The 22,087-nt window shown below is 67.0% G+C and carries 22 protein-coding genes; 8 read left to right on the plus strand and 14 right to left on the minus strand.

Going from position 1 to position 22,087, the window contains the following annotated elements:
- Nucleotides 1-12 precede the first annotated feature (12 nt).
- The 4 genes from OB2597_RS02725 to OB2597_RS02740 form a co-directional block, all read right to left on the minus strand.
- Entirely contained in the window at nucleotides 13-1,095 is a 1,083-nt protein-coding gene (locus tag OB2597_RS02725) for a flagellin (RefSeq protein ID WP_009803983.1), read from the minus strand.
- Between the two features lie 12 nt (nucleotides 1,096-1,107).
- Nucleotides 1,108-2,520 carry a flagellar hook-associated protein FlgK gene (flgK, locus tag OB2597_RS02730; protein ID WP_009803984.1) on the minus strand — a complete coding sequence of 471 codons (1,413 nt, stop codon included), beginning with the start codon at nucleotides 2,518-2,520 and terminating at the stop codon, nucleotides 1,108-1,110.
- Between the two features lie 62 nt (nucleotides 2,521-2,582).
- Nucleotides 2,583-3,893 (minus strand): flagellar hook protein FlgE, encoded by a 1,311-nt coding sequence (locus tag OB2597_RS02735; protein WP_040608969.1) that lies wholly within the window; start codon nucleotides 3,891-3,893, stop codon nucleotides 2,583-2,585.
- Between the two features lie 136 nt (nucleotides 3,894-4,029).
- Entirely contained in the window at nucleotides 4,030-5,811 is a 1,782-nt protein-coding gene (locus OB2597_RS02740; RefSeq protein ID WP_148234657.1) for a hypothetical protein, read from the minus strand.
- 242 nt (nucleotides 5,812-6,053) lie between these two features.
- On the opposite strand from OB2597_RS02740, the gene flgF reads away from it, so the two are divergent.
- The 5 genes from flgF to OB2597_RS02765 all read left to right on the plus strand — a co-directional run bounded on the left by flgF (nucleotide 6,054) and on the right by OB2597_RS02765 (nucleotide 9,967).
- Complete coding sequence (flgF, locus tag OB2597_RS02745; RefSeq protein ID WP_009803987.1) at nucleotides 6,054-6,806, plus strand: flagellar basal-body rod protein FlgF; 753 nt, start codon at nucleotides 6,054-6,056, stop codon at nucleotides 6,804-6,806.
- 12 nt (nucleotides 6,807-6,818) lie between these two features.
- On the plus strand, nucleotides 6,819-7,604 hold the full coding sequence (gene flgG / locus OB2597_RS02750) for a flagellar basal-body rod protein FlgG (RefSeq protein WP_009803988.1): 786 nt from the start codon (nucleotides 6,819-6,821) through the stop codon (nucleotides 7,602-7,604).
- Nucleotides 7,605-7,619: 15 nt separating this feature from the next.
- Complete coding sequence (flgA, locus tag OB2597_RS02755; RefSeq protein ID WP_009803989.1) at nucleotides 7,620-8,288, plus strand: flagellar basal body P-ring formation chaperone FlgA; 669 nt, start codon at nucleotides 7,620-7,622, stop codon at nucleotides 8,286-8,288.
- Entirely contained in the window at nucleotides 8,285-9,058 is a 774-nt protein-coding gene (gene flgH, locus OB2597_RS02760) for a flagellar basal body L-ring protein FlgH (protein WP_009803990.1), read from the plus strand. Before flgA ends, flgH begins: the two co-directional genes overlap by 4 nt.
- An 87-nt stretch (nucleotides 9,059-9,145) precedes the next feature.
- Nucleotides 9,146-9,967 (plus strand): hypothetical protein, encoded by an 822-nt coding sequence (locus tag OB2597_RS02765; RefSeq protein WP_009803991.1) that lies wholly within the window; start codon nucleotides 9,146-9,148, stop codon nucleotides 9,965-9,967.
- Here OB2597_RS02765 and OB2597_RS02770 read toward each other — a convergent pair whose 3' ends face one another.
- The 10 genes from OB2597_RS02770 to OB2597_RS02815 form a co-directional block, all read right to left on the minus strand.
- A complete protein-coding gene (locus OB2597_RS02770; protein WP_009803992.1) occupies nucleotides 9,968-10,633 on the minus strand; it encodes a flagellar hook assembly protein FlgD in 666 nt (221 codons plus the stop codon). It lies immediately after the preceding gene.
- 10 nt (nucleotides 10,634-10,643) lie between these two features.
- Nucleotides 10,644-11,987 carry a flagellar hook-length control protein FliK gene (locus OB2597_RS02775; RefSeq protein WP_009803993.1) on the minus strand — a complete coding sequence of 448 codons (1,344 nt, stop codon included), beginning with the start codon at nucleotides 11,985-11,987 and terminating at the stop codon, nucleotides 10,644-10,646.
- The gene (locus tag OB2597_RS02780; RefSeq protein ID WP_009803994.1) at nucleotides 11,987-12,736 is read right to left on the minus strand and encodes a sigma-70 family RNA polymerase sigma factor; all 750 of its coding nucleotides are present in this window, start codon (nucleotides 12,734-12,736) and stop codon (nucleotides 11,987-11,989) included. Before OB2597_RS02780 ends, OB2597_RS02775 begins: the two co-directional genes overlap by 1 nt.
- A gap of 96 nt (nucleotides 12,737-12,832) precedes the next feature.
- Nucleotides 12,833-13,591 carry a hypothetical protein gene (locus OB2597_RS02785; protein ID WP_148234658.1) on the minus strand — a complete coding sequence of 253 codons (759 nt, stop codon included), beginning with the start codon at nucleotides 13,589-13,591 and terminating at the stop codon, nucleotides 12,833-12,835.
- Nucleotides 13,592-13,870: 279 nt separating this feature from the next.
- Nucleotides 13,871-14,890 carry a flagellar motor protein MotB gene (locus OB2597_RS22620; RefSeq protein ID WP_009803996.1) on the minus strand — a complete coding sequence of 340 codons (1,020 nt, stop codon included), beginning with the start codon at nucleotides 14,888-14,890 and terminating at the stop codon, nucleotides 13,871-13,873.
- A 26-nt stretch (nucleotides 14,891-14,916) separates the two neighbouring features.
- Nucleotides 14,917-15,333, minus strand: a complete 417-nt coding sequence (locus OB2597_RS02795; protein ID WP_009803997.1) for a MucR family transcriptional regulator — start codon at nucleotides 15,331-15,333, stop codon at nucleotides 14,917-14,919.
- A gap of 81 nt (nucleotides 15,334-15,414) precedes the next feature.
- A complete protein-coding gene (locus tag OB2597_RS02800) occupies nucleotides 15,415-15,732 on the minus strand; it encodes a MucR family transcriptional regulator (RefSeq protein ID WP_084658542.1) in 318 nt (105 codons plus the stop codon).
- Between the two features lie 118 nt (nucleotides 15,733-15,850).
- The gene (locus OB2597_RS02805) at nucleotides 15,851-17,710 is read right to left on the minus strand and encodes a tetratricopeptide repeat protein (protein ID WP_009803999.1); all 1,860 of its coding nucleotides are present in this window, start codon (nucleotides 17,708-17,710) and stop codon (nucleotides 15,851-15,853) included.
- Nucleotide 17,711: 1 nt separating this feature from the next.
- Nucleotides 17,712-19,061 carry an FkbM family methyltransferase gene (locus OB2597_RS20795; protein WP_009804000.1) on the minus strand — a complete coding sequence of 450 codons (1,350 nt, stop codon included), beginning with the start codon at nucleotides 19,059-19,061 and terminating at the stop codon, nucleotides 17,712-17,714.
- Nucleotides 19,058-20,305, minus strand: a complete 1,248-nt coding sequence (locus OB2597_RS02815; protein WP_009804001.1) for a hypothetical protein — start codon at nucleotides 20,303-20,305, stop codon at nucleotides 19,058-19,060. Before OB2597_RS02815 ends, OB2597_RS20795 begins: the two co-directional genes overlap by 4 nt.
- A 111-nt stretch (nucleotides 20,306-20,416) precedes the next feature.
- Here OB2597_RS02815 and motA point away from each other — a divergent pair, with 111 nt between their 5' ends.
- Genes motA through OB2597_RS02830 form a run of 3 tightly spaced genes read left to right on the plus strand, consistent with a single transcriptional unit; the run spans nucleotide 20,417 to nucleotide 22,043 of the window.
- Nucleotides 20,417-21,283, plus strand: a complete 867-nt coding sequence (gene motA, locus OB2597_RS02820) for a flagellar motor stator protein MotA (RefSeq protein ID WP_009804002.1) — start codon at nucleotides 20,417-20,419, stop codon at nucleotides 21,281-21,283.
- A complete protein-coding gene (locus OB2597_RS02825; RefSeq protein ID WP_009804003.1) occupies nucleotides 21,283-21,627 on the plus strand; it encodes a hypothetical protein in 345 nt (114 codons plus the stop codon). The genes motA and OB2597_RS02825 overlap by 1 nt, the downstream gene beginning before the upstream one ends.
- Nucleotides 21,627-22,043, plus strand: coding sequence for a hypothetical protein (locus OB2597_RS02830; protein WP_009804004.1), 417 nt, complete (start codon nucleotides 21,627-21,629; stop codon nucleotides 22,041-22,043). The genes OB2597_RS02825 and OB2597_RS02830 overlap by 1 nt, the downstream gene beginning before the upstream one ends.
- Nucleotides 22,044-22,087 lie beyond the last annotated feature (44 nt).

Consider the following 22,087-nt stretch of genomic DNA (forward strand, 5'->3'; position numbering starts at 1 on the left):
CCGCCCCCTGTATCAGCGCATGAAGTTGACGAAGGACAGCTGCGACAGCCGCGCCGTCACGGCATAGCTGGCCTGAAGCTGGGTCTGCGTCGACGTCAGCCGCGAGGCCGCCTCGAAGGGATCAACCGACTCCAGTTCGCTGATGTGCAGGGTCAGGACCTCGCGCTTGGCGTGCAGCCGGTCGTTGGAATCCTCGACCAGTTTCTGCATGCTGCCCGTCCGTGCCTCGGCGTTCAGCACGCCCGTCACCCCGGCGCCGAGCGCGGCCGCCGCCTCGCCCACCCAGGCCTCGTAGGCGCCGTCGTCCGTGATCGTCGCCGGATCGCCCGCGGCCAGCATGGCCAGCCCGCGCATCATGTCGCGGAATCCCCTGTCGTTCGCCTGGACGCCATAGCCGATGTCCAGGTTCTCGTCGATCGACGCCGCCAGGCGGGGGTTTGCATTGCCCAGCCCGTCCTCGAGCGGGGTGCCGTTGAAGAACGTCGCCTCGTACCCCCAGGCAGGGTTCGCGGGCGTGCCGTTGAAGACCGCGTCGATCTCGGCCAGCTTGGCGTTCGCGTCCGCCGCATCGGTGATCCCGCCGCCGACGATGGTCGACATCACGTCCGAGGCGCTGAGCCCGGTGGCCGCGTCCCTCTCCGCCCAGCTGTTCATCGCGGTCCGGTCGCTGTCGACGCCGCCGAACAGCGCCTTGCCGTTGTAGCTCGCGTTCATGAACGAGACGATGGAGTCATAGGCGTCCTGCGCGAGGTCCTTGAGGTAGAGCTGCCGGGACGAGGTCGGATCGGTGTTCGAAATCGTCATCGTCAGCACGTCCTGCGCCGCGTCGCGCACATTGCCGAGCGCGGTGGCCATGAGATCGAGCCGGTTCTGCAGCAGGGTGTTGGATTCGATCCGCCCCTCGGTCCGCTCATAGACGGCGCGGGTGTTCATCGCCTCGACCGCCCGGGTACCAAGCGCGGAAAACGGGTCGGCATGGCGCCCGGTCGCGACCTCTTCCTCGGCGATCATCATCAGCCGGGTCATGTCGGTCGTTGTGCGCTGCCGGGTCAGCAGGCTCTGCAGGGACGAAACGGTCTGGACGTAAGAGATCATGGGTCAGCCCCCTCAGAACATGTTCAGCAGCGTGTCGATCATCTCGGACGCGACACGCAGGGCCTGGGAGTTTGCGTTGTAGGATTGCTCGATCAGCGACAGGTTCTGCAATTCGGTGTCGATGTTGACGCCGCGGGCGTTCAGGCGCGCCGCGCGATAGGTCTCGGAACTGGCAATCAGCGAATTCAGGTTGCTCTCGGCATCGACCCGCCGCGCCTGCTGTTGCGAGATGGCGCCGGTGGTAAAGTCCATGATCGTGCCGGTGGCCCCCTGCCCCGCCGCCGGATCGAAGGCGACCTGCGTGTCGAAGAAATCGAGGAAGGCCAGGACCTGCGTGTTGTCCGAGGCGGCGCCGGTCGTCACGGCCCCGATCCCGTCGCGCAGCAGGGACAGGTCGCCGCCCCGGAAAGGATCGATCGCATCGTTCACGGCGATCCGTCCGGCCAGCCCCGGCGTCACCGGTGAGCCGAGCGCCATGCCGCCGTTGGTAAATAGCCCCGCCTGCCCCGGAGCGAGCGAGGTGTCGGCATCCTCGAACCCCTGGATCAGACCCCGGGCGATCTCGTCCAGTTCCAGCCGCTGCTGCGGCACGACGTCGTTGAGCAGTGTGACGTAGCCCGACAACGACCCCTGTTCGGCGCCGCGCCGGCCGGCCACGCCCGGCGTCACGTCCTGGTCGCCGGAATAGAGCGTGCCGGTCGGCCGGTCGAAACTGAATTCGTTCACATGCCCCGCGACCACCAGCGACTGCCCGCCCGCGGCGTGAACATTCGCCCGGCCGTCGGTGTCGTAGGACACCTGGATCTGGACGATGTTCGCCAGCTTGTCGAGCTCGGCCGCGCGCCGGTCCTCGAGCGCGGCATAGGTTTCGGTGCCCTGCTCCGTCTTGCCGATATCCGCATTGATCCGGGCGAGTTCGCGGAGCGCCTCATTCGCCGCCGAGATGTCGTTGCCGATGCCGTTGACCGCCGTGGTCTCGACCGTGTTCAGGGCCGAGTTCGCGCTGCGGATCGCCCCGGTCAGCGCCTTGGCCGAGAGGTAGACCTCCTGCTGCAGGCTCGCATCGCCGGGATCGTTCGACAGCAGTCCGAGGTCGTTCTGGAACGCCGAGAGCAGGTTCGGAATGCTCGTTTCGGTATCCAGCTCGCCCAGCTCCGCGCCATAGACGCCCAGCGTCGTGGCCATGGCGTCCTGTTTCGCGGCAAAGGACATTTCGGTGCGATAGAGCGCGTCCATCGCCGTATCCATCGCGCGCGCGACGCCGATCACCCGGACGCCGCCGCCGAGCGCCTCGGTCACTTCCAGGCTGCGGTGCGAATAGTTTTCGTCCTGGGCGTGCGCGATGTTGGTCGAGACCAGCTGCGCCCGCTGGGAATTCGCCTGCAGGCCCGACCGGCTGGCGAGAATGGCGGTAAGAATGCTCATAGACCTTATCCTTCTGGATGTGGTCCGCCGCGCCCGTTTCTACAGGCGCGGCGATATCGTCATCAGCGCTTCAGACGGACCGTTTCGTCCAGCATCTCGTCAGCCGTGGTGATGATCTTGGCATTGGACGAGAAGGCGCGCTGCTTCTGGATCAGTTCGGTCAGTTCCTCGGCGATATCCACGTTCGAGCTTTCGACCGAGCCGCCCGTGATCTCGCCCGCCGTGCCGGAGCCGGCCATCGAAAGCGTGAACGAGCCCGAGGCCTCGCTCACCAGGAAGGTGGCGTTGTCGGCGGTCATCAGCCCGTTCGGGTTGGGCACGGTCGCCAGCGGGATCTGGTACAGCGCCCGGCGCATGCCGTTGTCGAAGATGCCGTAGACCACGCCGTCGTTGCTGATCTCGGCCCGCGCGAGCGATCCGGACTGCGTGCCGTCGGCATTGCCGACCAGCGGGACATAGTCGCCCGAGAACTGGCTGAGGCCGCCGAAGGTGTTGGGCGCGCCCATGTCCACGGTGATGGTCTGCGGCGTGGTGCCGTTGTTCACCGTCACGGTCGCGACGCCGGTGGAGGTGTCGAAGCTGAAGGCCGCCGGCGCGGTGGCCGTGCTGGTCACGGCGGAAAAACCCGAGGGCGTGCCGGCCAACGGGCCGCTGTCGTTGAAGGTGGCCGTCAGGCTGCCGTAGCTCGCGCCGCTCGAGTCGGTGACCTCGAGCTGCCATTCGTTCGCGGTCGACGAGGGCTGCCACGAGAACTGGAGCCGTTCCGCCGCACCGAGCGGGGTGAAATACTCGATGGACGAGATGAACGGGTCGCCCGGCGTGGCCAGCCCGGTTTCCTGCGAGGGCAGGTTGCCGGTCAGCGTCATTTCCGAGGTCGGGTTGCCGGCGATCGACATCTCGGCGATCCGCACGGTCTGCAGGCCCGAGAACTGGTTGCGGTCGATCACGCCGAGCGATCCGGACTCGTCGTAGGGAAAGCCCGCCAGGTACATGCCCGAGGCATTCCGCAGATAGCCTTCGCTGTCGGGCTGGAAGTCGCCGGCCCGGGTCATGAAATGCTCGGGCTCGCCCGTGCCTTCGTTGATGTTCCGTGTCACCGCGAAGAACCCGTTGCCGCTGATCGCCAGGTTGGTCGCGGCGCCCGTGGTCAGCGGGGTGCCGTCCTGGGTGTTCTGGTGCACGACCTCTGCCCGCACGCCCGAGGCCGAGACCGTGCCCGTCGGGATGGTCGCGCCGCTGGTCAGCATCTGCGCAAAGCTGCGGCGGAAGCCATAGGTGTCGGAATTGGCGATGTTATAGGAGATGCGCGCCACGGCCTTGGAGTTGGCCATAAGTCCGCTGACCCCAGACATCATTGCCTGTGAAATGCTCATTATACTGCCCCCGAGCTTTTTATATTGGGTATGGTTTTACTCGGCACATCATATAGGCGGGCCAGTTTTCGGCCCGGTTAAAGAATTGGGAATTTCGCGAGGCGTGGCACCCGGGCCGGCCGGCGGGGAAGCGGCCTCAGTTCGTTCCGGGCTGGACCGTGCCGAGGTTTTCCAGCGTGCGCGAGGCGCTTTCCATCCGCTCGCGTGCCGTGTCCTGACGCAGCGGCCAGAGCTCGGCGGCCGGATCCACCAGCCCCTCGGCGATGGCGCTCCACTGCGGAATGCCGGTGAGTTCGGGGAATTCCCGCGACAGCGCCAGCGTCGTGGTCAGGTCGTCGTTGCGGTAGGACGACAGCAAGAGCCGGATCGCGTCCTCGAACGGAAGCTCCTGCCCAGTCTCGTCCCATATCGTCTGGAAGGTCGCCTGCGCGTCGGCCCAGTCCTCGCGGTCGAAATAGGCGTTGGCCTTGAGACGGAGAAAGGGAATGTCGGGCGCCGAGACCGAGGTTTCCAGCAGCGCACCGGTCTGGCCCGTGTCGGCATAGAGCTGCGCCAGCAGTTGCGAGCGGCGGTCCTCCAGCTCTGCCGTGCCCGAGGCCAGCGGTTCGCGGAGCGCGGCAAGCGCCTCTTCGTACTGCCCGCCCAGTTCGAGGCTCTCGGCCTGTTTCAGGCGCAGCTCGTCCAGGCGCCGGTCGCTGACGTCGCTCAGGCCGAGATCCCGCCCCACGGCCAGATGATCGTGCACCGCCTCGTATTCCTGCGCCGCCACGAGCGTCGAGCCCACGTCGAGGAACCGGTCGGCGAAACGTTCCGCCTGCACGTCGAACCCGGCCTGAAAGCGGAAGTCGGGCGCGATGCGGCGATGCGCCTGAAGAAAGGCCGACAGGGGCAGATCGCCGCTCGCCCCCTCTTCGTAGATCTCGGCGATCAGCGCGCGGGCCTTCTGGCGCGCCAGCGCCGCCGCCGGGTCGCGGGGAAAGCGGTCGAGGATGGCGCCGTAGGTATGCACCGCCGCCACCCGGTCGCCGTCCGCCCGGTCCAGCGCGGCAAGGTCGCTCAGCACCGACAGGGCATAGGCGTCGCCGCGCCAGAGATGGGTTTCGCGTTGCAGCAGCTCGCGCGCTTCGGGAATGCCGATCAGGTCGTGCCGCAGACCGAGGGCCACGATCGCCGTCCGCGCCCGGTGGCCGTGGACGTCGTGTTGCTCTCCCGCCAGGCGATAGCTGTCGAAGGCCGCCAGGATGTCGCCCCCGGCCTCGGCCGCACGGCCCAGCAGATAGCGAAACGCGCTGCTCTCGCGCAACGCGGGGTGCTTGCGGAACTCCAGCGCGAAATCCCGCGCGACCTGCCACTGCTCGGTGGCGATTGCGGCCTCGAGCAGACCCGGCAGGATCACCGCCGCATAGCCCGCGGGCAGCCGCTCCAGCCTATCGCGGACCAGCGGCAGGTAATCCGCCGCCGCCTCGAACCGGTTGTTGCGCACCGATTGCAATGCGAGGAAGACCTGCTGGTCCGGCCAGCTGCGATAATCCGGCCCCAGCATCCTCTGCGCGCGGTCGCTCAGCGGCCGGTCGCGCGGATCGATCAGCCCGAGCGCCAGTTCCAGCGCCGCGCGCCGCAGCTCCTGCGTTTCCGAGAGGTTGCCGCGGTCCAGCCCCTCGAGCACGGAAAGCCCCTCGGGGCCGAAGCCATGACGATAATTCAGCCGCGCCATCGCCAGAAGCGTATCGGCGGTCTCGCCGCTCATCCCCCATTGCGCGCTGGCCTTGCCGAGCGACCGGGCCAGGGCGTTCTGGATCGCCCGCCTCTCTTCGATGAAGGGTCTGTCGGTGCCCGGCACCTGATAGAGCATCTGCGCGGTGGTCTTCCAGGCCTCGGCCACGTCCTGCGGCAGGTCCGGCCGGGGCGGCTCGGACATCTGCCGCCCGGGCGCCGGCGCCTGTTCTTCCGCCGGCACCGTGCCATGCGGATCGGTTTCCGGAATCGCCGGTCCGCCAAGAACAACGCCGATCAGGCAAAAGGATATGCAAAGATAGCTGCGCAATTCTTGACTTCAGTTCATGGAGGTGGTTCTATCTATCCAAGAAAAACGCTGTCATCGCAAGAAAAGAAAAAGGATAGACAGCAAATCAGGTTGGGACCGGGCAGAGGATCTCCGCAATGGACAACACCACGTATGTGGCATTGTCGCTGGCCCGCGCGATGAAGCGCGATCTGGACGTGACGGCGAACAACATCGCCAACGCCAATACCGCCGGCTTCAAGGCCGAGCGGATCATCTTTGCCAGCTACCTGCATCAGGACGAGGGCCAGAGGGTCGGCGAGGGCACGAATTTCGTGGTCGATCAGGGATCCTATCTCGACAAGACGCAGGGTGCGATGACCCGCACCGACAACCCGCTGGACCTCGCGATCAAGGGCGAGGCCTTTCTCAGCTACCGGATGCCCGGGGGCCAGACCGCCTATGGCCGCGACGGTCAGCTGGCGCTCGACCGCGACGGGTATCTGGTGACGCTCAGCGGCGCCCGGGTCCTGGACGAGGGCGGCGGCGACATCGCCATCCCGCCCGGTGCCGGCAAGATCCTGATCTCGCCCGACGGCACGATCGCCTCGGATGAAACCGGCGTGCTGGGGCGCGTCGGCCTCTTCGATCTGCCGGACGTGCAATCCTACATACGCCTCGGCAACTCGATGCTCGTTCCGCCCGAGGGCCGCGAGGGCCAGGCGACTGCCGCCGAGGGCTCCGAGATCCTTCAGGGGCAGATCGAACTCAGCAACGTCTCGCCCGTGGCCGAGGTCACGCGGCTGATGATGATCCAGAAGGCCTATGACCGGGCCACCAAACTCATGAGCACCGAGGACGAGCTGCGCAAGGACATGCTCCGCCGTCTCGGTTCTGCGGCAATCGGATAGGAGTGACCTGACATGAAAGCCCTTGGCATCGCCGCGACCGGCATGATGGCGCAGCAGACCAACGTCGACGTGATCTCGAACAACATCGCCAACGCCTCGACCACCGGGTTCAAGTCGGCGCGCGCCTCGTTCCAGGACCTGCTCTACGAGAACATCGAACGCGAGGGAGCCCCGACCTCGGATCAGGGCACCTACCTGCCCGTCGGCATCGACGTCGGCCTCGGCGTGCGCACCGCCGGCACCGTGCGGCTGAACACCCAGGGCGGGCTGACCCAGACCGAGAACCAGACCGACCTCGCGATCGAGGGGCGGGGCTATTTCGTCGTCAACATGCCCGACGGCAACGCGGCCTACACCCGCGACGGCAGCCTGCGGCTGAACGCCGAGGGACAGATCGTGACCCAGCAGGGCTACGAGGTGAACCCCGGCATCGTGGTGCCGCAGGACACCACCCGGGTCGAGATCGGCGAGACGGGCATCGTCTCGGCCTATGTCGGCAACGACGCGATCCCGGTCGAGATCGGGCAGCTGACGCTGGCCACCTTCATCAACGACGCCGGGATGCGGCCGCTCGGCAACAACCTCCTGGCGGCGACTGTCGCCAGCGGAGACCCGACCCAGGCCAACCCCGGCGATCCGGCGGTCGGCATCCTGCGGCAGGGCTATCTCGAAACCTCCAACGTCAACATCATCCAGCAGATCACCGACCTGATCTCGGCCCAGCGGGCCTACGAGATGAACTCCAAATCCATCGAGACCGCCGACCAGATGATGTCCACCGCCAACCAAATCCGGTAAGCCCAGGGTAAAGCCATGAGAAGCTTTCTTTACTATACCGCCATCGCGATGATCGTCTTCGTCCTGCCCGGCGCGCTGCTGGCCGAGGATGTCAGGACGCTGATCGAGGAACGGGCGCGCGACCGCTACGGTCCGGAACTCCCCGAGAACGCGGGCTTTCACATCACCACCCCGGACGGCGCCCCGGCCGAGGCGCTGATGCTTTCGGCCTTCTGGATGGACAAGTCGACCGGCCGCTACCTGGCCAACGCGGTGCTCGACGACAGCAACGTCGTCCGCCTCGAGGGGCTGGCCATCGCGACGCTCGACGTGCCGGTGCCGGTGGCGCGGATGCTGCCGGGCGAACGCATCGGCGAAGAGGACCTGGGCGCGGTCAAGCTTCCGCTCGCCCGGATCGGCGCCTTCACCGTCACCGACCCGGCCGATCTGGTCGGAATGCAGGTCAAGCGGCTGCTCACCCAGGGCCGCCCGGTGATGACGCAATCCGTCATCAAGCCGCTCATCATCGACCGCGGCGACCGGATCTCGATCCGCTACGACGACGGTCTCCTGGCGCTCTCCGCGCCCGGTAAGGCGCTCGACGCCGCGCACAAGGGACAGGAGATCCGCATCGTCAACCTCGCCAGCAATACCTCCCTCACCGGCGTCGCCGTCGGCAGGGGCATCGTGGAGGTCACCCGTTGAAATCCCCCCGTACCGCGCAGGCGCTGCGCCTGACCATCTCGACCCTCGCCGTCGTCGCCGTGGCCGGCTGCGCCAGCGACCCGTTCGATCGGGATCCCAGGATCTCCGGTGTCGAGATGTCGCCGCATGTCATGCCCGAGGTCGCCCGCGTCCAGGTGCCCATGCCCCCGCCCGAGGTGCCCCGCACCCCGGAACGCGGCGAACAGTCTTCGCTCTGGCAGCGCGGCTCGGGCGGGTTCTTCGCCGATCAGCGCGCGACCAAGGTCGGCGACATCCTCACCATCACGATCGAGATCGACGATCAGGCGCAGCTGTCGAATTCCACCGACCGCGAACGCTCGGGCAACAGCGAATTCACCAAGCCGCAGTTCTTCGGCTATGCCAGCAAGCTGCACAAGATCCTGCCCGGCGTCGGCGCGGGCCAGGTGCCCGACCCGCTGGTGCAGTCCAGTTCCTCGACCACGGCCAGCGGCTCCGGCTCGATCGCGCGGAACGAGACCATCAGTCTCAAGGTCGCGGCGCTGGTCGTCCAGATGCTGCCCAACGGCAACATGGTGGTCGCCGGACGGCAGGAGGTGAAGGTCAACGAAGAGCTGCGCGAACTGCGGGTCGCGGGGATCATCCGGCCCGAGGACATCGCCACGAACAACACCATCCCCTACGAGAAGATCGCCGAGGCGCGGATCACCTATGGCGGCGAGGGCAGCCTTTCGCGGCAGCAGAGCCGCAGCTACGGCGAAGACATCGTGGACATAGTCTTGCCCTATTGAGTCCCATATTCGCCCCGATCCGGAAAAACTCTCGCCTTGATCGGAGGGCATATCGACGCCTGAGGCAAAGTCCATCCAGGTGTCGAGATGAAGAAGTCGCATATCGTTCTGACGGTGCTCCCCCTGCTCTGCGCCCTTGGCGGCTTCGGCGCGGGCAAGCTCATGTCGGATGGACCCCATCCCGCCCATGCCGGCGCGCAGGACCTGCAAAATCCGCAGAGCCCCGCCGAAGAGGTTCTCCATTTCCTCGCCGAACAGGAGGGCCATGCAGCGCGGGCCCAAGACGACCGGCACAGCGCCTTCGACGCGCTCCGCCAGTTCGTGCCGGCATCGCTGACCTTCGACGACGCGGGAAGCCGGCCGGGTCCGGTCGATCTGCACCGGGTGGATCGCGACAAGCTTGCCGCCCATGCCGAGAAGCGCGCCCGGGAAGAGGTCATGGAACGCGCACGGCAGAAGGTCGAGCAGAGCCACACCGCCTATCCGGTCACGAAACGCCCCGCCCGGACGGCGCATCCCTCGCTCCTGCCGGTGAAGACCGAGGCCGAAATCCATGAGGGCGCGATCAAGAAGATCGCCGATACCGACGACCACGTCGTCCGGCTGGGGCGCCTGACGGTCCCGGTCTATTCGGCGCGCGCGATCAGCTATTTCGTCGCCGACTTCGGCGTCTCCGTCACCGATCTCGACCAGGCGAACCACTATTACGACGCCGAGAACGCCGCGCGCCTGCGCGACCAGATCGTCACCACGATGCACACCGTCGCCGAAACCCAGCTTCTGCGCGGATCACAGGTCGACAGCGCCAAGGTGGCCGAACGCGTCGCCCGCGACCTGCGCACGAACTTCTACGGCATCGAGGATTTCATCTTCCTGTCGCTCTACAAGACCGAAGTTCCGCGCGGCTGATCACTCCACCGCCGCCACCAGCGACGACAACGCGGTATTGCCGTTGCTTAGATGCAGCACGGACTCTCCGCCCGACAGGGTCAGCCGTTCGACCGTGGCGCGGGTGAAGGCCGAGGCCCCCAGCACGTTGCCCTCGGGGCCGGTGGCGATGATCTCGGCGGTATAGATGCCGTCGGCGACCGGCGTGCCTTCGGACCCGATCCCGTTCCAGTCGACGGAATGCAGCGTCTCGGCCCCGGTCTTCAGCCCCTCGATCTGCGCGACGGAATTGCCGGCGCTGTCGCGGATGATCGCCCGGACCTCGTTCGCGGTCGTCGCCAGCACGTATTCGAAGGTCCCCTTCCCTCCGATCAGGTCGAACAGGTCGCCGGGCACGCTCACCTCGCGCCCGATCAGCCCGAGATCCGAGGTCAGCCCCGCGTTGGCGAGCTGTCCCGAGATGGATTCCAGATGCGTGTTCGTCTGGATCGACTGTTCCACCTGGCTGAGCTGGGCCAGCTGCGACACGAAGGTCGAACTGTCCATCGGCTCCAGCGGATCCTGGTTGGTCAGCTGCGCCGTCAGAAGCTTGAGAAAACTCTGATAATCCGCCGACAGCTTGTTCGACGCGACGGTCGAGAGCGTCTGGCCGCTGGTGGCCGCGGCGGTTCCCGTGATGTCTACCATTGCGACCTCCTCAGGTCAGGATGTTCAGGCGGCCGTCGCCGGCCGCGGGGGGGGCGGCGGCGATCTCTCCGCCCTCGTCGTCGTCTTCCGCGATGACCGGGCCGGTCACGGTGGACCCCAGGGGGTCCTGCCCGCCCGGGTTCCGCCTCTGGCCCAGGTCCTCGAAACTCATCGCGCCCTCCTCGACCGAGGTGCCGCCGTCGCGCAGCAGCCCCGCCAGCATCTCGCGGTCCGACCGCATCGCGTTCAGCACCGCCGGGTTCTCGGCCCGCAGCACGACGCGCAGCTTGCCGGCCTCGTCGGGCGCGATCTCGATCTCGATGCTGCCGAGGCCCGCAGGCGACAGTTCGATCCGGGTGGTGCCTTCGGCGAAACTGACGCCGCGGATCTGCCCCGCCAGGTTGCGCGCCAGCCCCTGCTGCGGGGTCGGCTGGGCGGTCGTCGGCGGTGGCGCTGTCTCGGCGACCGAGGCGATCAGCGGCGCGGCGGTCGGCTGGGGCGCCGAGAGGATCGCCTGCACCTCGGGCGGCAGGGTCCGGTCCGCCGGTGCTGCGACGGCCTGCGCCAGGATGATCCGCAGCGCATCCGGCAGGGGGGCCGCCTGCGGCAGCGCGGCCATGTCGGTCCGGGCGGTTCCGGGATCGGCGCTCAGCGCCTCCACGACGCCGGAGGCCGCGTTCGGAGCCCCCCCGGCCTTCCGCGCCGGAGCCGGCGCCGTGCCGTCCCGCGCCCCGTCCCCGATCACCGGCGTGACCGGCGCGGCAGGGGTGGGACCGGCCACGACCGGCACGCCCTGCCCCGCCGGCGCGGGCGCAGCGGGCGCCGCGCCACGACCTTCGGAAACCGTGCGACCGACCTCGGGTCGAACCGGTGCCGGTGCCGGTGCCGGTGCCGTGGCGACCTCGGCCGGACCGGTCCCGCGGGGCGTTCCCGTCACCAGTGTCTGCGCCGCCTGGATCAGCAGCGTATCCGCATCCTCCAGGGCCGGCGCCTCCAAGGGTGCCAGCACCTGCGCCAGGTCGGCCACCGTCACGCCCGCCTGCTGGAGCATCCCGTCCAGACGGGTCAGCATGGTGCGGGCCCAGTCGTTCAGCGCCTCGCCCGGCACGATCACACCGTCGGGAAAAACCTCTGACAGGCTCTCCTGCGCCTCGGCCCGGAACTTGCCCAGCAGCGCCGCCAGCTGCGTCACCTTGCCATCGGACGCCGCCGCCGGCGTCTCGGCCCCGGCGATCACCTGCGACAGCAGCGCGGCGAAACCCGGCCCGGCGCCCTCGGCCGCCGCCTGCTGGGACCCCCTGGCCTCGACGCCCTGCGCCTGCCCGAAACCACCGAAATTCAAGATACCCAGCATCAGTTCAACATCGCCCTCTGGAAACCGTTGTCGAGGAGGAACCTCCTCAGCCGGGTCATGGCGCGGCGTTCCACCTGCCGCAGCCTGTCCCGGGTCATGTTCATCGCATCGGCCAGATCCTCGAGCGTCTCGGGCACGGCCTGAAGCCGCCGCCGCCGGATGATCTCGGCCTCCTGCGCGTTCAGACCCGACATCGCCTTCGCGATCAGCCGCCGCTGCACATCGTGCAGCGACTCGGCCGCCGCCGTCTCTTCGGGCGTCAGGTCCGAGCTCACCAGCGCGTCCAGCAGGGAATGGGTGCCGTCGCCGACCGGCGCGTCCAGCGCCACGATCCCCTGCATCGCCATGGTGATCACCGTGTTGTCCTCATCCGCCAGCCTGCCGCTGCGCATCTCGGTCACCGCGCGCGGCGGCACGTCGATCACCGACCGGATCCGCGCGGCCGCCGCCGAGACGCCGTTCATGACCCACCAGGCCGCATAGGTCGAAAAGCGGACATCCTGGCCGAGGTCGAAATTGTCCGCCGCGCGGATCAGCCCGATCACGCCCTCCGCGGCCAGATCCTCGAGATGCACCGGGTTGTCGGTCCAGCGCGCCGCCATCGACCACGCCTGCCGGGCATGGGACCGCAGCAAGAGGGTCAGCGCCTCGCGGTCGCCGTGATCCTGCCAGCGCCGGATCGCATTCCGTTCCTCGTCGATGTCCAGCAGCGGAATCTTTGCCGCCGCCTGGATACTGTTGGGCATCATTTGGTGTGCCTGCTTTCCTGCCAAAAAGCATGGACAGGTAAGCACAGAATGCGAATTCTTTGAAGAATTGTTTGATTTAAAACAAGTTAAAAAGCGTCAGTTTCTTTGCGAATTGTTGGCCCGGACCCCCGGAATCCTTGTTGACACACCGATTTCAGCGGAAACCACCTGCCCGACATGCTGCATCCAGTCGTCGAACCCGCGGGTGCCGCCCTGCGCGAGCATCAGACGCGCAGGGACGGCCTCGGCATCCGTGAGTGAAAAGCTGGCATCGAGAGCCCGCAGATACCTGAGCAATTCTGGCTGACGCAGAAAGTCGGGCCGGTCGAACAGCCCGCAGGTGTCGGCTCCGGCCTGGCGCGCACCGCACCAGTACGCGCCGAGCGAGGCCGCCAGCCCGAGACGGAATTCGCAGCCGTCCAGCCCGCTGTGCCGAAAGCCGCTGGCCTCGACCAGCTTGTCGTAGGAGGCGGCCATCGCGAACAGCGCGTCGGTCTCGCGGTCCATCGGGAACAGCCCGGTGCGCAGAAGGCCCAGGAGGATCTCGCCCAGGATCGTGCCGGCGTCGTACGAGACCGGCGCCGGCGACCCGGCATCCCGCAACACGACGAGCGCGCCATACGGCACGTCGAGCCCCAGTTCCTCGACCAGCACGTCGCCCAGCGGCAGTGCCGGCATCATCTCGGCATCGTCCATCAGAACCTCGACCGGCGCCCGCCCGGTCTCGGCCGTCAGAAGCACGTGGTGCACTGGTACAAGGGCCCGCAGCTGGCGCGACAGAGAGCCTGCTTCTCCGCCGCGCGCTGCCCGTATGCGCCCCATCCAGATGTCTTCCAATACTCTGTCTTGGCTCATGCCACTGCCCCAATATCTTGTATTCTTAACCTACAGATAGGCGGGGTCAGAGAAAAGAAAACTAACGGCTCCGGGCAACAAAATGTGGGGATAACTTGACCCGCTTCGCCCATATTTGGCCCGTTTTTGGGTCAAGGGCGGATCACAAGCCGTTAAACCGCCTGTCACTTTCCCTTGCGCAACAGGCTGTGGAAAACGCCCCGTGCCGGATACGCAAATATGGCGCTTTTGGGGCTATATCAGCCGTGCCGAGGGGCCGACAGCCCCAAATCTGGTGGTTCAGCGATTCGGCGCGTCCATATCCGGCGCCAATGGCGCGGGATAGGCGAGAAGGACGCCGATGCGCCGGTTCTCGGCCGCCTCCGGATCGTCGGCGTTCAGCGGATCGGTCGAGGCGAGCCCCGAGATCCGCTTGATCCGCGCGGGCGAGACGCCGGTGTCGATTAGCACCCGCCGCGTGGCATTTGCGCGGTCGGCCGACAGTTCCCAGTTCGAATAGCCCAGGTTGTTCACGAAGGGCACCGCGTCGGTATGGCCCGTGATGACGATGGCGTTCTGCATGTCGACGATGGATTCCCCGATGATGCGGATCAGGTCGCGGGTGCGGCTGTCGACCCGGGCCGAGCCGCGGGCGAACATCGACCGGCCCTCCTTGTCCATGATCTGGACCAGCAGCCCCTCGGAGGTGCGGTCGAACCGCAGGTTCTCGCCCAGATCCTCGAGATCGACGCGCTCCTGGATGTGCCGGCGGATCTCCTCCTCCAGCCGCTCCATGTTCGCCTCTCGCTCCTTCACCTCGGCCTGGTACTGCTCTTCGAGCGCCTGCCGCTCCGCCGCCTGCTCGGCCGCGGATCCGTCCTCCTCGTCCTCGCCCTCGCCCATGGATTTCGGCTCCATCGTGCCGTCCTCCTTGGTCTCGTATTCGACGATGACATCCGTGGCCTCGTCGCGCAGGCGGCTGTCGAAGACGGCAAGCGGGTTCTCCTGTCCGAAACTGGGCAGGCGGGTGTTGCCGTCGGGCGTGTTCGACCCGCCCTGGTCCCCGTTCGGGGCGATGATCGTCCCGTCCAGCATCCCCTGCCCCTTGCCGCCGGCCTGCGACAGCGACGGGGTGAAATAGTCGGCCAGCCCGCGCAGCGCCTCTTCGTCCGAGGCCGCGAGGATCCACAACAGCAGGAAGAAGGCCATCATGGCGGTCATGAAGTCGGCATAGGCCACCTTCCAGCCGCCGCCGTGGTGTCCGCCACCGCCTTCGCCCTCGATCTTCTTGATGATGATCGGTTGTTCGTTGCTCGCCATCTGCCGTCCGCCTCAGCGCTGTCGGGTTACGCGTCGCTGTCCTGCCTGTGGACACCGCGGTCGTACTTGCCGAACCCCGCCTGCTTGGCGTGGCTGGCCTTCTTGCGGGAATAGTTGGGCGCGACCAGCGGAAAATCCGCCGGCAGGCCGAACATCGCGCGATACTCGGCCTCGGTCAGCCCGTGTTCCGCGCCCAGGTGCCGTTTCAGCATCTTGAAGCCGCGTCCGCAGCACAGGCAATAGACCTTGTCCTCGGTCACCGCCCGGTCCAGCGGCAGGGCCGGCACCGCGGTGCCCTGCGGCGCGGGGGTCCCGGTCTCTTCCCCCGCCTCGTCCATCAATCTGTTATAAAGCTCGACGATCGCGTCCGGTGTCGCATCCGGTCGCGATGCGAAGGATGCGACGATCGTTGCGATCATGTCCTTCTTGGTCTGGTCTGCCATGCCTGTCCTCAATCACTGCCATGCGGAGCCCATTGCCCGGTCTTTTTGCCGGATCCGGCCCTCTTTGTCTGGTTGTCGTTCTTACCCATGGCGCTCTGCCTGTCGCGCGGCGGCTTTCCGGCGCAGGTAGTTCGCGGCGACCATGGGGTATTCCGGTGGCAGCCCCCATCTGTCCCGATACTCTTCCGGCGTCATGCGGAGCGTTTCCCGCAAGTGCCGGCGCAGCAGGACCTGGCGCGACCCCGTTTCCAGGCAGACAAGGAAATTCGGCGTCACGCTGTCTTCGATCCGCACCGCGGGGCGCAGGGCGATGCCCGGAGCACGGCGCATGCGCGACAGCACCGAGAGCCACGCCAGCAGCCCCCGCCTTTCCCGCAATGCATGTCGCCGGCTTCTCATGACAGTCCCCAAACCACGCCTTCCCGCGCCTCCTGTTGAAGAACAGATAGGCCGACAAGGTTAAAGACCGTTATAAATCCGTGGTGTTTCATGGTCCGGCAAGATCTGTTCCGTGCCGTCAAGGACACACGGCGTTTCGCATCATGGTCAGCGGCTCGTCCCAGACCCCCAGCCGGGTCTGGCGATAGAGCGAGAGATTCCCGTACCACGGATCGCGGTCGCCCGCGTCGCCCCAGTACCACATGCATTCCGACCCGGTCGGGATCAGCACATGGGTATCGGGATGGCCGATCGCGCCGCAGGTATGGGCCGTGGTGTTGTCGATGGTCAGCACCCGGTCCATCGCCGCGACCTGCGCGAAGAAGGTGGCGAGGTCGGACATCTGGTCGACCTCGGGATCGTCCAGGATCGACACGCCGGGCCGGGCCCGCCGCGCGGCCTCGATCTCGGCCTTGCAGTCGCCGTATTGCAGGTTCACCACCAGCGCGCCGTCGGGCACGCAGGAGAGAATGTCCATCAGGCTGACCGAGCGCAGATGCCCCAGCATCGACCCCGAGGCCCAGGCCGCCCCGATGATCGGCCCGCCATCGGCCAAGCGTTCGTACTTGTCCCGCAGGTGCTGCATCCGGCCCGCGTCCGGCGTGACCCAGGACCCCTGATGGGCGGCGCGATTTCCGGCGTCGATATAGCGGGTCAGGTCGCCGATGTAGACAAGTTCGTTGGGCGCCAGCACCCGCGGCTCCGAGGTGAAGATCTTGCGGTCCAGCACCTCGACCCCCAGGCCATTGCCCTCCAGCGCCTTCACGAACCGCGCTTCCGTCGCCAGCGTCACGGGCGTTTTCGCGGTATCCACCGGGCACAGCCGGAACAGCGACATCAGGGCAAGCTGGTCGCCCACCCCCTGCTCGCCGATCAGATAGAGCTGCGACAGGCCGCGCATGTTTTCGGGCGACGCGTTCTCGTAGGGGATGTAGCTGCGCTGCCGTGTCTCGAACCGGTCGGCGAAATAGGCCGGCCCGTCCTCGAAATTCCCGCCGCGCATCAGGAAGGCGCCGTAGGCCTTCGAGACCTTCAGCTTGGCGCCCGTCACGTGCATCCCCTCGAGATAGGCGTCCCCCGCCTCTTCGCCGCGGCCGATGTCCTGCAGGATGTTGGCGACGATGCCGCGCAGTTCCGCATAGCGTTCCGCGCTGGTGAACTCATGCGCCTCGGCCAGGGCCAGCGCCTCTTCCGGCCGGTTCGAGATGCGCAGGATCAGCACCTTGTAGAGCAGGACGGAATCCTTGTCCTGCGTCGCCGGGTCGGCCATGAGCGCATTCGCCAGCTCGTCCGCCTGCTCCAGCCGGCGGCTGTAGATCAGCCCGCGCAGCCGGCCGATGCGATAGACCTCGGGCTCCGGATCGAGCCGCCAGGCCCGGTCCAGCCACACCGCCGCCTTCGCCGTCTCCTCGATGTCGGTCAACATGTCGGCCAGCTTCATGCAAAGCTCGGCATCCTCCAGCTTCTTCAGGACCGGGATGACGACATCCGTCGCGACCTGCACCCGGCCCATCTGGCGCATCAGCTCCATGTAGAGGTTGACCAGCCCCTTCTCGTCGGCCCCGGCCGCGAAGGCACGGGCGGCCACGCGCACCGCATCCTCGGGTTTGACCTGAAGCACCTGGGCCTTGGCCAGCCCGACCAGCGCCGAGGTCTCGTTCGGGGCGAAATCCAGTGCACGCTGAAAGAACGCCTCGGCCGTGTCGCCCTCGCGCTGCGCCAGTGCCGCGCCGCCCATGACGACCCAGGCATGGACCGACTTGGGATGGCTGCGGGTGATCGGATGGGCCAGCTGCACCGCCCGCATCACGTCGTTCTGGCTCAGCGCCCGGTAGGCCTCGTGCAGATCGAGCGATTCCTCGCCCTTGATCCCGTAGATCTTCGAGGCCTTGGCGATCCGGGCGCGCCGGTCCTTTCGGGAAAGTGCGGTATCGGCCATGTCACTCCTTGGGCACTGCGAAATAGTCGATGGTATGGACGTAAGGTGTCGAATCGACGATCCGGTAACCGGCGGCGCGGCACCATTTCTGGGCAAAGCCCAGCATGTTCTCGCGCAGCACCTCGACCCAGATCACCGGCCGGTCGCGCGCGATCAGGGCCTGCGCGCCTTCCAGCACGTCCAGCTCCATCCCCTCGGCGTCGATCTTGATGAAATCCACGGTCTCGTCCCCCAGAAGCTGGTCGAGCGTCCGCGTCTCGATCCCGCCCTCGGCATCCGCCACCAGACGGGTCGCGCCCAGGTTGTCGGCATTGTCGGTCTGGGTGCGGAAGGTGCCGCTGTCCTTGCCGGCGCCATAGCCCATGCCGCGCGTGTCGATGCGGGCGCGGATACCGTTGGCGTCGATGTTCTCGTTCAGGATGCTCAGCGCCTCGGGGTTCGGCTCGACCGGATAGATCCGCTCGGCCGCGAGGTGGCGCGCATACCAGACCACATGGTTGCCGATGTTGGCCCCCACTTCGACGATCCGGGGGTTCGGCGCCTTGATCAGCTTTTTCAGCTTGGACAGGCTGTCGGCTTCGAAGAATTCGCCGCGCAGGTGTGTCATCTGGATCAGGTCGTTGGGGTTGGTCACCCGCATCCGGGCGGGGCCATCCCCGGCCCCGCCATCCTCGACCTTCGCCCAGATCGGCACAGCCCTGAGCTGGTCGGCCCATTGCGCATTCGTCGCATTGTTCCAGTCCAGCCCCGTCGCGGCCCTCGGTCCCGTCGAGTGCTGCCCGCGCCGATTGACGAAGAAGATCTCCGGGCGCTTGCCACAGCGGCAATGTTCCCAGAGCTGACAGTAGAGCTTGTAGTCCTCGCCGGTATCCATGGCCTCGTCGAAACCGAACCGGGCCACCGCCTCCGTCCGCATGAAGCCGCCGATCTGCACCGCGGAATAGGGCGGCACCGACAGGAAATCCTCGCGCGTGTCCAGCCGTTCCGCCTGGTCCTCGCGCAGGGCGGGCTCTCCGCCCTCGTCCAGCGTGCAGATCAGGCCCCAGACCACGTCAAGTCCGGGCTCGGCCGCGATCACCCGGCCGAAGGCCTCGAAGGCGTTCGGGGTCAGCAGGTCGTCCGCATCGAGAAAGAAGACCCAGTCCGACCCCGCCTCCTGCGCCATGCGGACCGCCTCGTTTCGGCGGGCCGAGCGGCCATGGCGCCCCTCGGTGTCGTCCATCATCAGATGCTCGACCTCGGTGAAGGGCCCCATGTGATACGCCCTGGCCTGCGCGACCGACGGCGCGCAGCTGGTCCGGAACAAATCCATGTGGCCCGGACCGACCGGCGTGATGACCGTGCAGATCATCGGCCGGCTTCCTCGCGCGCCATGGTGCCGATCAGGTCGAGCGGCGTGCCGATGAACCGCGTCACCTCCGGATCCGCCTGCCCCGCCGGCGCGCTGCTGCTGGCCCGCCAGTCGATGCCGATCGCCCGGCCGTCCTCCATGTAGGACAGGATCGCCCCCGTGGCGGCGCCGACCGCGACCAGGGCGAGCATCGCCGCGCGCAGCGGCGTGACCACCCGGCGCAGGACCGGACGGGGGGCCGGCTCGGACTTCTCCTCGACCACCAGCTCGGCACCCGGCGCGACGAAGATCCCGCGCGGGGTCAGCGTGACCTCGGCCTCGCGCGCGCCCTTCAGCCGCCGCGCCAGCGCGACCGGAAACCGTTCCACGGGGACGTCGATCACCGCGGCCTGACCCGGCCGCCAGTTGCCCAGCACCCCGCGCGGGATCATGAACCGGGCGAAATCGTCACGGAAACACAGGTCGGTCACGCGAATCGGTGCGGTGTTCACCGACAACCGCTCACGCGAGAGGATCAGCCGGATGGCGCCGTCCTGCTCTCCGATCTGGCCATCCACGATATGGCACTCGTCCAGCGCGGCCTCTGCCGCGGGCGCATAGCCCGGCGGGAACTGCGGCTCGGCCCGGGGCGCGGGCACCGGCTCCGGATCGGGCGCGACCGCACGGGCCAGGTTCCCCATGGTCAGCCGCAGGCGCGGACGGATCCCCGCGGGGCGGTCGGCGGCCGGCTTCGGCGCGGGGCGCACCGGCTCGGGCCGGGCCCGGTGGCGGAAGGTCGGGGTGATCACCTCGGCCGTCTCGCGCGCGGCCCCGGTTTCGGGTCGGGGCGCCGGCCGGGGCTTCATCGTGTCCGGGTTCAGACCCTGATCCTGCGCATAGCGATAGTTGATGGCATAGTCCTGCGCCGCCTCGGGCAGATCAACGGCATCGGCCACGATCGACAGCATCTTCTGCTCTTCCGAGAACAGCACCTTGCGGGTCGGATAGCCGCGCATCTCGGGCACCACCATGAACTCGCCCAGCGACCGGCCGAAAAGCGCGGCGACCTTGCGCAGGACGCTGCGCCCCTCGCCCTGGTGATAGACCAGCACCTCGCAGCCGCCCGAGTCGTCGAGGCACAGCACGACGTTCATGTCGTCCGGCCACTCGACGAACACGCCAGCCAGTTGTTCCGCTTCGAGGAAATACGCCAGCTTGTTCGCCAACCCGCCCATCTGCGCCATCAAACCGCCCTGTCTGATCATGAAACAATCGCCAACTATTCTTGTTTATACTTGATCAGATGTCAATTATACATATGGTGTCTGGCAACAACCTAGAATAAATCGGCAGAGCAGCAGAATAGGTGACAACCGATGACGATGTTCCTTGGACTGGCGATGGTGTTCGGCCTCGTCTTCGGCGGTTTCATGCTCTCCGGCGGCAAGATGGACATCGTGCTGCACGCCCTGCCCTTCGAAGGCATGATGATCGGCGGCGCGGCGCTCGGCTCCTTCGTGATCGCCAACTCCTTCACCGTGATCAAGGCGTCGGGCAAGGGCGTCGGCAAGGTCATCAAGGGCCCCAAGTGGAAGGCCAAGGATTACAACGACCTGCTCGCCCTGATGTACGAGCTGACGCGGCTCTACAAGGCCAAGGGCGTGCTGGCGCTGGATGACCACATCGAGAACCCCGAGGGGTCCGAGATCTTCGGCCGCTATCCCCGCATCCTCAAGGATCACTTCGCCATCGACCTGATCCGCGACAGCTTCCGGATGCTGTCGATGCAGTTCGACGACAAGTACGCCACCGAGGACGTGATCAACCGCAAGATCAAGAAGCATCACCACGAAAGCCTCGAGGCCGCGCATGCGATCCAGACCATGGCCGACGGTCTGCCCGCCATCGGGATCGTCGCGGCCGTTCTGGGGGTGATCAAGACCATGTCCTCGATCGACCAGCCCCCCGAGGTTCTGGGCGCGATGATCGGCGGCGCGCTCGTCGGGACCTTCCTCGGCGTGTTCCTGGCCTATTGCATGGTGCAGCCGATCTCGGGCCGTCTCACCCAGATCGAGGACGAGGACGGGGCCTTCTACCACGTGATCCGCGACATCTTTGTCGCGATGGTGTCGAACCAGCCGCCGAACATCTGCGTCGAGATCGGCCGCGGCAACATCCCCACCCGGATGCAGCCCGACTTCTATGAGGTCGAGGCGGCGCAGAAAGAACTCCCGGCTGCCTGATGCGTGTCGGGGTCTACCTGATGGCCGCCGCGACGGCCGTGACGCTTCCGGGCATCGTGGCCAACCAGATGGGCATGAGGATCGGCGATCTCAGCATGTTCGAGGACGAGGCCGAGGAGGAACAGCCCGACGGGCCCGCCCCGCAACTTGTCATCTACGAGGACTCCGAGGCCGACCCCGCCGCCGAAGTCCCCGTGGACGAAGAGATGCTGCCCCGGCGCGTCAAGCGCACCGGCTCCTTCGTCGCCCTGCCCGATCCCGTGCTGGTCGCCATGCGCGACAGGATCCTGGCCGAGCGCGGTGAAGCCCCCGAACCGGAGCCCGAAAAAGGCGGGGGTCACTGATGCCCGCCAAACGCCGCCGCGCGCTGTCCCTGATGGAGCGGATGTACGGGCTCGACATCGACCAGGTCACCCGCGACATGGCCGAGCTGCGCCGCCAGATGAAGACGCTCAAGGCCAACCGCGAAGACCTGCGCGAGCGCCTCACCCGCGAGCGGAACGTGACCAGCCGCGAGGCCCAGCCCTATGTCGCCTCCTTCGTCGACGCGGTGACGCGCCAGATGCGGCGGCTGGAGCACAAGATGCTGGAACTCGAACCCGAACTGATCAAGCACGAGACCCGTCTGCGCGACCTCTACCAGCAGCAGAAGATCTATGAATCGGTCCGGCTGAAGGACCTTCGCGACGAACAGGCGGCCCGCCAGAAGCGCGAACAGGGCGAGCTCGAGGAACTCACGCTGCTGCGCTGGAACCGCTAGGCGTGGCTTCAAGACACTATATAAGTGTCTAATTCCACCGAAAG

Origin of the sequence: Pseudooceanicola batsensis HTCC2597, from assembly GCF_000152725.1 — a bacterium.
GTDB classification, from domain to species: Bacteria; Pseudomonadota; Alphaproteobacteria; order Rhodobacterales; family Rhodobacteraceae; genus Pseudooceanicola; species Pseudooceanicola batsensis.

What these genes read in the sequence shown, in the direction of transcription:
- OB2597_RS02725 (WP_009803983.1), bottom strand. Translation starts at nt 1,095, where the DNA reads ATGATCTCTTACGTCCAGACCGTTTCGTCCCTGCAGAGCCTGCTGACC.
- flgK (WP_009803984.1), bottom strand. Translation starts at nt 2,520, where the DNA reads ATGAGCATTCTTACCGCCATTCTCGCCAGCCGGTCGGGCCTGCAGGCG.
- OB2597_RS02735 (WP_040608969.1), bottom strand. Translation starts at nt 3,893, where the DNA reads ATGAGCATTTCACAGGCAATGATGTCTGGGGTCAGCGGACTTATGGCC.
- OB2597_RS02740 (WP_148234657.1), bottom strand. Translation starts at nt 5,811, where the DNA reads ATGTCCGAGCCGCCCCGGCCGGACCTGCCGCAGGACGTGGCCGAGGCC.
- flgF (WP_009803987.1), top strand. Translation starts at nt 6,054, where the DNA reads ATGGACAACACCACGTATGTGGCATTGTCGCTGGCCCGCGCGATGAAG.
- flgG (WP_009803988.1), top strand. Translation starts at nt 6,819, where the DNA reads ATGAAAGCCCTTGGCATCGCCGCGACCGGCATGATGGCGCAGCAGACC.
- flgA (WP_009803989.1), top strand. Translation starts at nt 7,620, where the DNA reads ATGAGAAGCTTTCTTTACTATACCGCCATCGCGATGATCGTCTTCGTC.
- OB2597_RS02765 (WP_009803991.1), top strand. Translation starts at nt 9,146, where the DNA reads ATGAAGAAGTCGCATATCGTTCTGACGGTGCTCCCCCTGCTCTGCGCC.
- OB2597_RS02770 (WP_009803992.1), bottom strand. Translation starts at nt 10,633, where the DNA reads ATGGTAGACATCACGGGAACCGCCGCGGCCACCAGCGGCCAGACGCTC.
- OB2597_RS02775 (WP_009803993.1), bottom strand. Translation starts at nt 11,987, where the DNA reads ATGCTGGGTATCTTGAATTTCGGTGGTTTCGGGCAGGCGCAGGGCGTC.
- OB2597_RS02780 (WP_009803994.1), bottom strand. Translation starts at nt 12,736, where the DNA reads ATGATGCCCAACAGTATCCAGGCGGCGGCAAAGATTCCGCTGCTGGAC.
- OB2597_RS02785 (WP_148234658.1), bottom strand. Translation starts at nt 13,591, where the DNA reads ATGAGCCAAGACAGAGTATTGGAAGACATCTGGATGGGGCGCATACGG.
- OB2597_RS22620 (WP_009803996.1), bottom strand. Translation starts at nt 14,890, where the DNA reads ATGGCGAGCAACGAACAACCGATCATCATCAAGAAGATCGAGGGCGAA.
- OB2597_RS02795 (WP_009803997.1), bottom strand. Translation starts at nt 15,333, where the DNA reads ATGGCAGACCAGACCAAGAAGGACATGATCGCAACGATCGTCGCATCC.
- OB2597_RS02800 (WP_084658542.1), bottom strand. Translation starts at nt 15,732, where the DNA reads ATGAGAAGCCGGCGACATGCATTGCGGGAAAGGCGGGGGCTGCTGGCG.
- OB2597_RS02805 (WP_009803999.1), bottom strand. Translation starts at nt 17,710, where the DNA reads ATGGCCGATACCGCACTTTCCCGAAAGGACCGGCGCGCCCGGATCGCC.
- OB2597_RS20795 (WP_009804000.1), bottom strand. Translation starts at nt 19,061, where the DNA reads ATGATCTGCACGGTCATCACGCCGGTCGGTCCGGGCCACATGGATTTG.
- OB2597_RS02815 (WP_009804001.1), bottom strand. Translation starts at nt 20,305, where the DNA reads ATGATCAGACAGGGCGGTTTGATGGCGCAGATGGGCGGGTTGGCGAAC.
- motA (WP_009804002.1), top strand. Translation starts at nt 20,417, where the DNA reads ATGACGATGTTCCTTGGACTGGCGATGGTGTTCGGCCTCGTCTTCGGC.
- OB2597_RS02825 (WP_009804003.1), top strand. Translation starts at nt 21,283, where the DNA reads ATGCGTGTCGGGGTCTACCTGATGGCCGCCGCGACGGCCGTGACGCTT.
- OB2597_RS02830 (WP_009804004.1), top strand. Translation starts at nt 21,627, where the DNA reads ATGCCCGCCAAACGCCGCCGCGCGCTGTCCCTGATGGAGCGGATGTAC.